Raw genomic sequence first — 12401 nt, 5'->3', positions numbered from 1 at the left:
CACCAGTAAAGCCGGCGCCAGTGAGGGTGACGCTGGTGCCACCGGCATCAGGACCGTTGGACGGCGATACCGAGGTGAGCGTCGGCACCGGCAGATCAAAGGTGAAAGCGCCGGGCAGGGTCGCATTGCCGCCGGGGGCGGTGACTGCGACAGCCACTGTGCCTGCCGCATGTGCCGGGGTCGTGGCGGTGATCGAGCTGTCGCTGTTGACGGTGAAGCTGGTCGCCGCTGTGCCGCCAAACGTCACGGCGGTGGTTCCGGTGAAGCCGGAGCCGGAGAGAGTAACGCTGGTGCCGCCGGCATCAAGGCCGTTGGATGGCGCCACGGAAGTGAGCGTCGGCACCGGCAGGTCGTAGGTGAAGGCGCCGGGCAAGGTTGCATTGCCGCCGGGGGCGGTGATGGCAACAGCCACTGTGCCTGCGGTATGTGCCGGCGTCGTGGCGGTGATCGAGCTGTCGCTGTTGACGGTGAAGCTGGTCGCGGCCGTGCCGCCGAAGGTCACGGCAGTGGTTCCGGTGAAGCCTGAACCGGTGAGAGTGACACTCGTGCCGCCGGCGTCGGGCCCGTTGGACGGCGACAGCGAGGTGAGCATCGGCACGGGCAGGTCATAAATGAAGGCACCGGGCAGGGTGGCACTGCCGCCAGGTGCGGTGATGGCGACTGCGACCGAACCGGCGGTGTGAGCCGGCGTTGTCGCCGTGATCGAGGTATCACTGTTGACGGTGAAGCTGGTCGCCGCTGTGCCGCCAAACGTCACGGCGATGGTTCCGGTGAAGCCGGAGCCGGAGAGAGTAACGCTGGTGCCGCCGGCATCAGGGCCGTTGGATGGCGAAACGGAAGTGAGCGTCGGCACCGGCAGGTCGTAGGTGAAGGCACCGGGCAGTGTCGCATTGCCGCCGGGGGCGGTGACGGCGACTGCGACCGAGCCGGCGGTATGTGCCGGCGTCGTGGCGGTGATCGAGCTGTCGCTGTTGACGGTGAAGCTGGTTGCCGCTGTGCCGCCAAACGTCACGGCGGTGGTTCCGGTGAAGCCGGAGCCGGAGAGAGTAACGCTGGTGCCGCCGGCGTCAGGGCCGTTGGATGGCGCCACGGAAGTGAGCGTCGGCATCGGCAGGTCGTAGGTGAAGACACCGGGCAGTGTCGCATTGCCGCCGGGGGCGGTGACGGCGACTGCGACCGAGCCGGCGGCGTGAGCCGGCGTTGTCGCCGTGATCGAGGTATCGCTGTTGACGGTGAAGCTGGTCGCCGCTGTGCCGCCGAAGGTCACGGCGGTGGTTCCGGTGAAGCCGGAGCCGGAGAGAGTGACACTGGTGCCGCCGGCATCGGGACCGTTGGATGGTGCCACGGAAGTGAGCGTCGGCACCGGCAGGTCGTAGGTGAAGGCACCGGGCAGGGTAACACTGCCGCCAGGCGCGGTGATGGCGACGGCGACCGCCCCTGCCGCATGTGCCGGTGTCGTGGCCGTGATCGAAGTGTCGCTGTTGACAGTGAAGCTGGTCGCTGCCGCGCCGCCGAAGGTCACGACAGTAGTCCCGATGAAGCCTGAACCGGTGAGAGTGACACTCGTGCCGCCGGCGTCGGGTCCGTTGGCTGGTGATACAGAGGCAAGCGTAGGAGGAGCCGCGTTGATCGTGAGAATGATGTCTGCCGGTGCTGAGGCGAAAGGAGCAGCAGGTCCGCTCGAACTGTCTTTCGCGACCACCTTGATGGGAAATGTTCCCGCAGCCGTCGCTGTTCCGCTCAATGTTCCGTTGGGGTTCAAGACGATGCTCCCAGGCAGGGTGCCCGAGAACAGGGTGTAGGTGTAAGGCCCTGCACCGCCACTCGCACCCGCAATGGATTGGCTATAGGCCACTCCCTGTGTGCCGGCTGGCGGATTGCCTGGCGCGTAGATGATCGCAGGTGGGGATACCGTTATGGACACGGTCGCCGGGCTGGACGTGCCGGCACCATTGGTGGCCGTGTAGGTGAAACTGTCCGGACCAGCATAGCCTGCCGTGGGCGTATAGGTGATCGAAGTGCCGCTGGCCGTTGCGGTGCCGTGGGAGGCCAAGGTGGTGACAGCGACGGATGTGGCGGGCGCGCCGGTGATGTTCAGAGCGATCGGGTTGGCAGCACTGCCATAAGACACCGTGGCACTGACCGGGTTTGCCGTCGGCGGCACGTTTTGCACGTTGATGGAGAGGCTTATCACGTTGCGGTAAGGGCCGCGCTGCGGTCCTAGGCGGTTGGGACTGCTGTCGACCGCTTCAATTCTGAAATTGTGCGTACCAAGGGCGGTGGGCGTCCCGCTGATGACACCGTTGTTGAGACTGAGGCCCGCGGGAAGGGTGTCGCTGGAATAGAGCGAGAAACTGTAGGGGGCCAATGCTCCAGATGCGGAGAGCGTCTGGTTATAGGGTGTATTCAGATTTGCATTGGCGAGCGGTGCGATCGTGATGGTCGGGACAGGCACAGTCAGGGAATAGGACTTTGTTCCCGTGACACCGCCATTGTCGGTTGCCGTGAAGGTAACCGAATATGAGCCGGCCTGGTCCGGAGTGCCGCTGATCGTGTTCCCGGAAAACGACAGGCCGGGAGGCAGGGACCCGCCTGTTTGCGTGAGGGTGTAAGGTGCGGTGCCGCCTGTGGCGCCGAGAGCCTGGCTATAGCTCGCGCCGACATTCGGTGAAGCGACGGATCCGGGCGTGATCGTAATTGGGCTGGTCGCCGCGGCAATCGCGACATTGACGGTGAAGGGTTTGTCGCTTGCATCGGTGAGGATGAACGAGTCGCTGGTCGCGCCGTCACCATTGTTGGTGTAGGTGATGATGCCGGGGCTGGGGTTGACTGTCACAGTGCCATGTTGCGGTGGCGTCGAATGGTTGGCGCCGGTCGTATCCGGATAGGGATTTAAGCCAAAACTATCGCATAACGTACCCAGAGTGATCGTTATCGCACCGCCGGAAGCCATTGGCGAAGCCGAGGGGGAGGTATGTGAATCCGGCACATTCAACACGGTGCATGCCGCGTTGGCAGCATTCGGAAAAATGAGCAGAAGGGTGAACATCGCCAGCGCGAAGCGTTTGAGCCTGAGAACGGGCATGATGCTCGTCCAGATCAGGACCATCCAGCCCGCCATGCGGAAAATTGCTTCAAAAACGCTTGCAGGACTACAAACGAGCCCGCGCTGCCTGTATCCCATGACTTCCCCCCACGCGGCCCCTCAGGCGTGACGCGAGGAAAAGAGAGCTAACTCCATTGCGATTTTGAGTTGGCTTGCTTGTGGCCAGCCGTGCAAATGAGATGCACGCCCAACAAATCCCCCGTGAGCCCAACATCCAGTTATCTAAAGTGGGCAATGATCTCCAGAAAAGTTGTGTACTAGTACATCAGGGTTAGTGGCATCTTCGATCGGAAGTCTCTCCAGACGTTCCGATCGAGGTCGATATACATCCAGGGAGCTTCACGATCGCTCAGGTGCAGCGGTTGGAATCCCGCAGGAGGCAGAATGACCGTATTGCACACCGGCGGATGTCGTTGCGGCGCGATCCGCTTCGAGGCGTCAGCCGATCCGTTCTACGCCAGCTATTGCCATTGCAGTGATTGCCGCAGGGCGAGCGGTGCGCCGGTCGCGGCCTTCGTCGGATTCCTGGTCAGGGATGTGACCTTCCGAGGGGATGCGTCCACCTATGGCGAACACCCGATCAAGCGAAGCTTCTGCGCGACTTGCGGCGCGCCCATTGCCTACCGCGATGCGCGCATTGCCGACCAGGTGTTTTTCATGCTGGGCGCGATGGACCACCCGGAACGGTACCCGCCGACCGTCCATGGCTACGTCAGCGAACAGCTTCCCTTCGTCCACATGGACGACAGGCTGCCACGACTGCACAAGCACAGCGCGCCGCGGCCGGGCGATGTGTCGTAGACCATCGCTGCCTGGTTTCCGGTATCGGTTCGCCAGTCGGGTCCCGGCGTAACCCGCGGTTTGACCGCGCGATGCGGCGATCACCAAAAGTGGTTCCTTCTATTCACATAACTGGTTCTTACCGGCGGCGGGGAGCGCGGTTACGACTGGCGACAACGACAACAACCACCGCAAAAGGGAACGGGACGATGGGGGGAATAAACAGGCGCGCCTTGCTGAAATGCGGCATTGCCGCGGGACTGGGTGGCACGATGGTGTCCTTCGGACCTGCCTTTGCCGGTGACGCTGTCGAGGTGCGCGTGCAGTTCGACTGGCTCCTCGGCAATGGCCAGCTCGGCGATATCGTCGCCCAGCAGAAGGGTTTCTTCAAGGAAGAGGGGCTGAGCGTCGTGTTCGGGCCAGGCGGGCCGAATGCCCAGACCGTGCTGGCGGGGCAGGCGGCTGCCGGACAGTTCTCGTCCACGGCACAGTTCCTGACCGCCTACGAAGCCGGCCGGCCCCTGCTTCTGTTCGCAAGCGGTTTCCGCCGCTCGCCCTATGCCTATATCTCCTTGCCCGCCAAGCCGATCCGCACGCCGCAGGATCTCGTCGGCAAGACGATCGCCATCAATCCCAACGGGCGCTACTTGCTCGACCTGATCATGGCCAAGAGCGGCCTCGATGCCTCGACGGTCAAGGTCGTTACCATGGGCGCCGACATGACGCCGCTGCTGACCGGGCAGGTGGATGCCGTCTCGGGCTTCCTCACCAACACCAAGGCGCTTTCCGTGCTCGGCCCGGATATCGTCACCCTCGTGCCGTCCGAGGTCATCCCCAACTACGCCAACTCCTATTTCACCAGTGCCGAGACCTTCGAGACGCAGAAGGAGAATCTCTCCAGATATGTGCGCGCGGTTTCGCGTGGCTGGGGCTGGGCTTTCGACAACCGGCGGGCAGCCGTCGACATCATGTGCGATGCCTATCCGGCGCTTGACCGCGAGATCGAATACAAGACCGTGGACACCATCATGGCACTCTCCTTCGACCAGGAGACGAAGGAGCACGGCTGGGGCTGGCATGATGGCGGCAAGCTGTCGACGCAGATCGCACTGTTCCAGCAGGCCGGCCGGTTCAAGGGCGCTGCGCCGGTGCTTGAAAAGTGCGTGTCGTGGCAGGTGCTCGATGCCACCGCGGACATCCGCCCGAAGCTGGGATAGCCGATGTCCAACGAACTCGCCATCGAGGTCAGCGACCTCACCATGTCATTTGGCAACCTCACCGCATACCGGAACCTCGATCTCAAGGTTTCGAAAGGCCGGTTCGTGGTTTTGATCGGCCCATCCGGCTGCGGCAAGTCCACCTTGCTGCGCAACATCGCCGATCTCCTGCAAAGCAGCGGCGGCACCATAAGGGTGTTCGGCGATCGTCCGCAGGAGGTGCGACGCCAGCGCCGCATCTCCTTCGTGTTCCAGGAAGCGACCCTGCTGCCCTGGCGCACGGCGCTCGAGAATGTCGCGATGCCGCTGCAGGTCGGCGGCTGGTCGGCACAGAAGCGGCCGCATCGCGATCCGCGCGAATTGCTGGAACTCGTCGGCCTGAAGGGCCGTGAAGACGCCCAGCCCTGGCAATTGTCGGGCGGGCAGCGCCAGCGGGTCGCGATCGCGCGGGCTTTGGTGACGAAGCCCGACATCCTGTTGATGGACGAGCCGTTCGGGGCGCTCGACGAGATCACCCGCGACGGCCTGAACGACGAGCTGCTGCGCATCTGGCGCGAAACCGGCACCACGGTGGTGTTTGTCACCCATGGGCTGTCGGAAGCCGCCTTCCTTGGCCAGTCGGTGGTGGTGATGGGCGCGCATCCGGGACGGATCGTGGAAAGGATCGAACTCGACGACCACAAGCCGCACAACCGCATCGATCGTTCGTCATCGGCTTTCTTCGACATCACTTCGCGCCTGCGCGGCGTGATGGAGACGGCGCATGGAGGGCACGCATGAGACCCAGCCTCACCTGGGCCTGGCCCGTCATCGGCCTGCTTTCGCTGGTTGCGCTGTGGCAGGCGGTCATCATCGTTTTCCAGGTGCGCCCCTTCATCGCGCCCGATCCGCTCACCGTGCTCCACGCGCTGTGGGACAACCGGCAACTGCTGTGGAGCAACATCCGGCCGACGGCGGTGGAGGCGATCGCCGGCTTCTTCGTCGGCAATGGCATAGGCTTCCTGCTGGCGACGATCTTCGTGCACAGCCAGCGCCTGCGGGCGATCTACTTCCCGGTCGTGGTGCTGTTCAACACCATACCGATCATCGCACTGTCGCCGGTGCTGATCCTGGTCTTCGGGTTGTCGATGTCGTCGAAGATCGCGATCGCCGCCATCATCTGCATGTTCCCGACGCTGGTGAACACGCTGCGCGGGCTGGAAGCGGTGTCGCATTCGGAAATGGAACTGATGAAGATCATGTCGGCCAGCCCGGTGGAGGTGTTCTTCCGCCTGCGCCTGCCACGCTCGCTGCCTTTCGTGTTCACGGCCTTGAAGATCGCCGCCACCAGCAGCGTCATCGGCGCCATCGTCAGCGAGTGGGTGGGGGCGGAGTCCGGCATCGGCATGCTGATCATTCAGTCGACCTTCGATTACCGTACCCCGCTGCTCTATGCCTCGATCATGATGTCGTCGGCGCTCGCCCTCTCGATGTTCGGGGCCGTGGTGCTGGCCGAGAAATATTTCGTCAGATGGCGCACGGCGTGATGCCGCGAGCAAGGAAACCATGATGACCAGCCCAACCGAAACCGCCACGGCAAACACCGGCGACCGCCGCCGCATCAATGCGCTGGCCGCGCTGAACCTGCCCCGCTACGTGCTGCTGCCGGGAGACCCCGAACGCGTGGATTTCATGGCGAGCCAGTGGGACACCTCCGAGGTGATCGCGCTGCCGCGCGGCTATCGCGCTGCCGTCGGCACCTACAAGGGCGTGCGCATCGGCGCCGTCTCGACCATGATGGGCGCGCCATCGCTCGATATCGTGCTGGCCGACCTCGCGAAGCTCGGCATCGACACCTTCATCCGCGTCGGCACCTGCGGCACACTGAAGGAAGACATCGAGCCGGGCTCGCTCATCATCAACGACGCGGCGGTGCGGCTCGACGGCACCAGCCATTTTTATGTCCGCAACGAATTCCCGGCCGTCGCCTCGCATGAAGTCACCTTCGCGCTGGTCGATGCCGCTTCCGCCAACGGCCTCAGCCACCGCGTCGGCACCGGCGCCACCACCGGCTCCTTCATCGCCGGCCAGGGACGGCCGGGCTTCAACGGTTACGTCGCCCCGGAAGGCGAGCGCATCCTGGAGGAGATGAAACGGGCCGGCGTGCTCAATTTCGAGATGGAGAGTGCGGCGCTTCTGACGCTGGCACGCATCTACGGCCTGCGCGCCGGCGCGATCTGCTCGGTCATCGCCAATCGCATCACCGGCGTCTGGGACGAGAGCGGCGGCGTGGCGCGCGCATGCCTGATCGGCGCCGAGGCCATAACGCGGCTGGCCGCATGGGACCAGAAGGCCAGGGAGGCCGGGCGGACGACGATCACCGCAGCGGACATCTAGCAGCGTCGCTGCGACGCGGAAAGCCTGCCAAGAACATTGCTGACATGGAGACGGTGATGGACACGTCTATCGCTATGCCGACCCTTATTGCCAAAAGCGTCCTGCTTGAACCCGATCGCGTACGCATCCTCGACCGGCGCGTCTTTCCGTTCCAGACCCGCTTCGTCGAGTGCGAAACCGTGGAGGAGGTGGCGGTTGCCATCGAGCAGATGGTGACGCAGAGCAGCGGTCCTTTCTTCGCCGCCAGCGCTGGTTTTGTGCTCGCCGCCAGGAAAGCGAACGCTCTCCAGCCCGCCGCGCGCCGCCAGGCGCTGGCCAATGCCGCCGCCCGCCTGTTGCGGACGCGGCCGACCAACAACAACATCCGTGACGTCATCGGCCAGCTCCTGGCCGAGGCGGAGGCCTGGCTCGATCGCGCGGACCTGGCCGAACGTGTGGAAGTCGCCACGCGCATGGCATGGGATCGGCAGCAGGAGCTCAGCCGCAAGCTCGGTGATCACGCGGCCAGCCTGATCGAGGATGGCGACACCATCCTGACCCATTGCTGGGCGGAGTCGGGGCTGATCCATGCGCTTGGCGGCGCCATCAAGGCCGGCAAGTCGGTGAAGGTGATCTGCACCGAGACGCGGCCCTATCTGCAGGGCGCCCGCCTGACGGCGCACAGCGTGGCCGAGATGGGTATCGAGACGACAGTGATCACCGATGGCATGGCAGCGCATGCCATGGATCGCGGCCTGGTCAGCCGGCTGATGACCGCCGCCGACCGCGTCACCCTGTCCGGCCATGTCATCAACAAGGTCGGCACGCTGCAGCTGGCCATCGCCGCGCACAGCTTCGGCTTGCCCTTCATCGCCATGGTGCGCTTTCCGGACGCCAGGGCGGCGGGGCCGGACGACGTGAAAATGGAAGAGCGCGATGGCGACGAGTCGCTCTATTGTCTGGGCATGCGAACCGCTTCGTATCTGGCCAAGGGATGGTATCCGGCATTCGACGTCACGCCGCCGCGTTTCGTCTCGGCGGTCGCGACCTCGATTGGGGTCTTTGCGCCTGCCGCCATCCAGCGCACGTTCGCAAAGCAGCCGCTGTTATGAGCGGCGAGAGATCGACCTGCATCATCGACGCAACCGTCTGGCCGGGCGGTGACGCCGGGCTGATGCCGGGAGGCCTGCTGATCCGTGGTGGGCGGATCGTCGCGATCCTGACCCCGGCCGAAGCGACGGAGGCGGCGCTCGGCGCCGACGAGGTCATCGATGCCGCCGGTATGATCCTGATGCCGCCTTTCACCGATTGCCATGTCCATTCGTCCTCGACGCTGTTTCGCGGAACCGAGAACTCCCTGCCGCTGGAGCTGTGGTCGTTTCACGCCATCAACCATGGCCGCGGCTCCACTGACGAATCCGTTCGCCTCAGCGTGCTGCTGACGGCCGTCGAATTGATCCGCAACGGCATCGGCAGCTATGTCGATCATTTCCCGCAGGCGAGCCGGGCCGGCATCGGGCTCGATGCCCATCTCGAATCCGGGCTCAGGGTCGCCTTCGCGCCTTTCTTCGCCGACCTGCGCGACGAGGACCTTCTCGGCATTCCGCTCGATGCCGAGCTTGCGCAGCGCCTTCTGCCGCTGGCGCCGCGTAGCGCCGAAGACATTGAGGAGCTCTACTGGGGCCTTGCCGCGCGGCTGCGGCTGGAAGGCCATGACCGGATCGAGCTGATGTGCGGCCCCAACGCGCCACAGCGCTGTTCGGACGAATTCTGGAGATTGTGGCGGCGGCTGCAGGATGGGCTCGATCTCGGCAGCCACACGCATCTGCTTGAGACGTTTCCGCAGAGCCGGCTGGCCGGTGAGCGCTGGCCAGGGGGCGTGGTCGCGGCGCTGGACGCGGCCGGTCTGCTGCATGAACGCCTGTCGGTGGCGCATGGCGTGTGGCTGACGCCCGAGGAAAAGGAACTGTTGGCCAGGCGCGGTGTGACCTTGTCCTTCAATCCGATCAGCAACGCCATGCTGGGTTCCGGCCGCAAGGATATCCGCGATGATCTCGACCTTGGCCTGAAGGTCGCGCTCGGTACTGACTGTTCCAACGCTGGTGGCCGCCACGACCTGTTCGAGGCGATGCGGCACATGCTGGTTTCCGGGCGCGAGCCTGGCAGCGATTTCAGGCGCTGGCTGAGCCCGACCGAGGTACTTCATGCCGCGACGGCCGCCGGCGCCGGGGTGTTCCGCAATCAGGCGGTTCGCGGTCGCCTGGAAGCCGGTGCGGCTGCCGATGTGCTGATGCTCGACCCGCGCGCGCCGGGGCTGGCGGCAGCGCCGTTGAGCCTGGCCTCCATTGTCGCGCATGCCGATGCGCGCAGCGTGCGTTCGCTGATGGTCGACGGCAACTGGCTGCTGCGCGATGGTCTCGTCACCGTGCTCGACGAGGCCGCACTGATCGAACGCGCGACGGCCGTCGCTGCCGAGCTGCGGGCGCTCGCTGCCGAAACCGCCCCGGCCATCGAAGCCATGCACGGAGCCTATGCGGACTGGCAGGGTTCGGCCTTTGCGGGCGCGACCTGTTCCTGCTGCGGCCTCGCTTCGCGCTCAACAAACCAGGCCTGACGGCCCGCCATTTCCGACACCGGAGGATCATCATGTCCGTCGAAGCCGACAAGCGCGCCGACCTTGCCCATCTCTATCGCGAACTGGACCGCGCCGGCCTGATCTTCCTGGCTGCCGGCAACATCAGCGTGCGCCACGGGAGCGACATGCTGATCTCGCCGGCCGGCGCGTCCGCGGAGACGATCAGGCCGGAGAGCTTCGTTCACACCGATCTGGACGGGCGATGCGCCGACGGTTTGCGGCCGTCCAGCGAATGGTCGATGCATGCCGCGATCTACCGTGCCTTTCCACGCGCCGAAGCCGTGGTCCATACCCATTCCGACCACTGCGTGGCCATGGCCTGCACCAACCAGGCGCTGCCGCCGTTCCACTACATGCTGGCGGCTTTCGGCGGCGGTGACGTGCGCTGCACCACTTACGAAACCTATGGATCGGTGGAACTGGGGCAATCCGCCGTGGCCGCACTCGACGGCCGCACCGCCTGCCTGCTCGGCAACCACGGCATGATTGCCTATGGCACCTCGCTGCGAAAAGCCTTCAACGCGGCCTATCGCCTGGAGATCCTCTGCCGCCAATACATCCAGGCACGGCAGGCCGGGCCCGTCACGTTCCTGAGCGACGACCAGATCGCGATCGCGGTCGAACGCTACAAAAACTACGGCTAGAGCCTAGAGCAATTCCGGGAGCGGAATTGCGGTGGAGCGCTACAAAAACTACGGCTAGAGCCTAGAGCAATTCCGGGAGCGGAATTGCGGTGGAGCGCTACAAGAAATTACGGCCAGGCTCCAGAGCGGTTTTGGCCTCAGGCGGCCGCTCGGACGGCGGCGTCAAGGCGCCTTGCCCCTTTCCTGATCTGGTTTTCATGGATCTGCGAGACGGCGATGCGCATGAAGTTGCGCGGGCCGTCGCCGGTGAAGAAGCGGCTGCCCGGATCGACGAGCACGCCCTCGCTTTCCAGCAGCGCACTCAGAGCCGTGGTATCCACCGACGTCGGCATCTCGACCCAGAAGGTGGATGCGCCTTCGCTGCCGACGATACGGGCTGGAGTGTTCAGCTCGCCAAGCGCGGCGCTGAGCACCTGGCGTCGGCGCTGCAGGATGCCGGACACCTTGCGCAGATAGGAATGGTAGTAGCCACGGTCGATGAACATCGCCAGCGTGCGCTGGATGTTGCCGGGTGGATGCCGGTGGATCAGGCGGCGGATGGCGCGCAAGGCTTCGATCACCGGCGGCGAGGCAACGACGAAGCCGGTGCGCAGCCCGGGCGCTACCGCCTTCGACAGGCTGCCGATATGGATCACCCGGCCTTCGCGGTCCAGGCTCTTCAGCGACGGCGTCGTCCGGCCATGGCTCAGCACTTCGGTGTCGTAGGTATCCTCGACCACGATGGTATCGCGGCGGCGCGCGATGTCGAGCAGCGCTTGCCGGCGCTCGACCGGCATCACCGCCGTGGTCGGGCACTGATGTCCCGGCGTGATGAAGATCACGTCGCATTGCCTGAGCTCCACCGAAAGCGTTGCACCGTCGCGATCGACGGGCAGATGCACCCGCTTTGCCGGGGTTGACCGGACGAGCTGTTCCATGTCCGGCAGGCCTGGCTGCTCCAGCCCCACAGTCGTGCCCGGTTTGCCGAGCAGCTGCGTGACGAGATAGCGCCCTTCCTGCCCGCCGAGGGTGATCAGGATCTCATCGGCCTCCGCCCATATGCCATGGTTGGGCAGCACATGGCGGCGCAGGCTTTCGATCAGTCCGGCATCGTCCATGTCGATCATGTCGCGACCCCAGTCGGCGATCTGGGTCAGGCCGAGCGCACTGCGTTCGCATTGCCGCCAGTGGTTGGTGGGAAAGGTGCTCGGATCGAACTGGCCGTAGCGGAAATTGTAGGAAGGCGATGCCGGCGGCTGCGCTCGGGGCAGGGACGGCGCGAGGCCGAGCCGCCGGTACCAGTCATAGCCGGCTTCCTTAGGCTCGATCCTGCGTTCGCGGGCTCCTGTCTCGAAACCGAACGGTGCGACGAAGACGCCGGAACGGTCCTTCACCACGAGGTAGCCCTGTTCCACCAGCGAGTTGACGGCGGTGATCGCGGTGTTGCGGCCGATGCCAAGCGTTGCCGCCATGACGCGCGTCGATGGCACCCGCACCCCAGCCGGGATCTGCCGGCTGACGATCGCATCAACGAAGTTCTCGATGACCTGCATGGTGATGGCGCCGCGCGCCGGATCAGGCCGGGCCAGCAGTTGCTCCCAGACCATGTTCGCGTCGCTCTGGCCTCTCGCCCTGGTCTTCATCATGTGTCCGTCCAACGATGCCACTGGTTCCCAGCCAGGAAA

Annotated in this window: 10 protein-coding genes; 8 read left to right on the top strand and 2 right to left on the bottom strand. The window is 64.9% G+C overall.

Translation table 11 applies throughout. The annotated features are described in order from the left end of the window. Window positions 1–3085, bottom strand: a 3085-nt coding sequence (locus AC3WTO_RS26845) for a beta strand repeat-containing protein (protein ID WP_492464044.1), incomplete at its 3' end; no start/stop codon positions are given. Between the two features lie 405 nt (window positions 3086–3490). On the opposite strand from AC3WTO_RS26845, the gene AC3WTO_RS26840 reads away from it, so the two are divergent. The 8 genes from AC3WTO_RS26840 (at window position 3491) to AC3WTO_RS26805 (ending at window position 10737) form a co-directional block, all read left to right on the top strand. Beyond that, window positions 3491–3907 carry a GFA family protein gene (locus AC3WTO_RS26840; RefSeq protein ID WP_492464045.1) on the top strand — a complete coding sequence of 139 codons (417 nt, stop codon included), beginning with the start codon at window positions 3491–3493 and terminating at the stop codon, window positions 3905–3907. 188 nt (window positions 3908–4095) lie between these two features. Continuing rightward, window positions 4096–5103 carry an ABC transporter substrate-binding protein gene (locus tag AC3WTO_RS26835; protein WP_492464046.1) on the top strand — a complete coding sequence of 336 codons (1008 nt, stop codon included), beginning with the start codon at window positions 4096–4098 and terminating at the stop codon, window positions 5101–5103. Between the two features lie 3 nt (window positions 5104–5106). Next, window positions 5107–5883, top strand: coding sequence for an ABC transporter ATP-binding protein (locus tag AC3WTO_RS26830; protein WP_492464047.1), 777 nt, complete (start codon window positions 5107–5109; stop codon window positions 5881–5883). Next, on the top strand, window positions 5880–6629 hold the full coding sequence (locus AC3WTO_RS26825) for an ABC transporter permease (protein WP_492464048.1): 750 nt from the start codon (window positions 5880–5882) through the stop codon (window positions 6627–6629). Before AC3WTO_RS26830 ends, AC3WTO_RS26825 begins: the two co-directional genes overlap by 4 nt. A gap of 22 nt (window positions 6630–6651) precedes the next feature. After that, window positions 6652–7479: a nucleoside phosphorylase gene (locus tag AC3WTO_RS26820; protein ID WP_492464049.1), complete on the top strand. Its 828-nt coding sequence runs from the start codon at window positions 6652–6654 to the stop codon at window positions 7477–7479. Window positions 7480–7535: 56 nt separating this feature from the next. After that, window positions 7536–8570: a s-methyl-5-thioribose-1-phosphate isomerase gene (locus AC3WTO_RS26815; RefSeq protein WP_492464050.1), complete on the top strand. Its 1035-nt coding sequence runs from the start codon at window positions 7536–7538 to the stop codon at window positions 8568–8570. Further along, window positions 8567–10072 (top strand): amidohydrolase family protein, encoded by a 1506-nt coding sequence (locus tag AC3WTO_RS26810; protein ID WP_492464051.1) that lies wholly within the window; start codon window positions 8567–8569, stop codon window positions 10070–10072. Before AC3WTO_RS26815 ends, AC3WTO_RS26810 begins: the two co-directional genes overlap by 4 nt. A gap of 32 nt (window positions 10073–10104) precedes the next feature. Then, window positions 10105–10737, top strand: a complete 633-nt coding sequence (locus AC3WTO_RS26805) for a class II aldolase/adducin family protein (protein ID WP_492464052.1) — start codon at window positions 10105–10107, stop codon at window positions 10735–10737. A gap of 137 nt (window positions 10738–10874) precedes the next feature. On the opposite strand, the gene AC3WTO_RS26800 is transcribed toward AC3WTO_RS26805, so the two are convergent. Continuing rightward, window positions 10875–12362, bottom strand: a complete 1488-nt coding sequence (locus AC3WTO_RS26800; RefSeq protein WP_492464053.1) for an aminotransferase-like domain-containing protein — start codon at window positions 12360–12362, stop codon at window positions 10875–10877. Between the last annotated feature and the right edge of the window lie 39 nt (window positions 12363–12401).

Source organism: Mesorhizobium sp. EU05-FHT14A09 (assembly GCF_058790995.1).
This window is presented reverse-complemented; position numbering and strand designations above follow the sequence as displayed.

Bases quoted from the DNA above. Each gene is read 5' to 3' on its own strand.
- AC3WTO_RS26840 (WP_492464045.1), top strand. From the start codon at position 3,491: ATGACCGTATTGCACACCGGCGGATGTCGTTGCGGCGCGATCCGCTTC.
- AC3WTO_RS26835 (WP_492464046.1), top strand. From the start codon at position 4,096: ATGGGGGGAATAAACAGGCGCGCCTTGCTGAAATGCGGCATTGCCGCG.
- AC3WTO_RS26830 (WP_492464047.1), top strand. From the start codon at position 5,107: ATGTCCAACGAACTCGCCATCGAGGTCAGCGACCTCACCATGTCATTT.
- AC3WTO_RS26825 (WP_492464048.1), top strand. From the start codon at position 5,880: ATGAGACCCAGCCTCACCTGGGCCTGGCCCGTCATCGGCCTGCTTTCG.
- AC3WTO_RS26820 (WP_492464049.1), top strand. From the start codon at position 6,652: ATGACCAGCCCAACCGAAACCGCCACGGCAAACACCGGCGACCGCCGC.
- AC3WTO_RS26815 (WP_492464050.1), top strand. From the start codon at position 7,536: ATGGACACGTCTATCGCTATGCCGACCCTTATTGCCAAAAGCGTCCTG.
- AC3WTO_RS26810 (WP_492464051.1), top strand. From the start codon at position 8,567: ATGAGCGGCGAGAGATCGACCTGCATCATCGACGCAACCGTCTGGCCG.
- AC3WTO_RS26805 (WP_492464052.1), top strand. From the start codon at position 10,105: ATGTCCGTCGAAGCCGACAAGCGCGCCGACCTTGCCCATCTCTATCGC.
- AC3WTO_RS26800 (WP_492464053.1), bottom strand. From the start codon at position 12,362: ATGATGAAGACCAGGGCGAGAGGCCAGAGCGACGCGAACATGGTCTGG.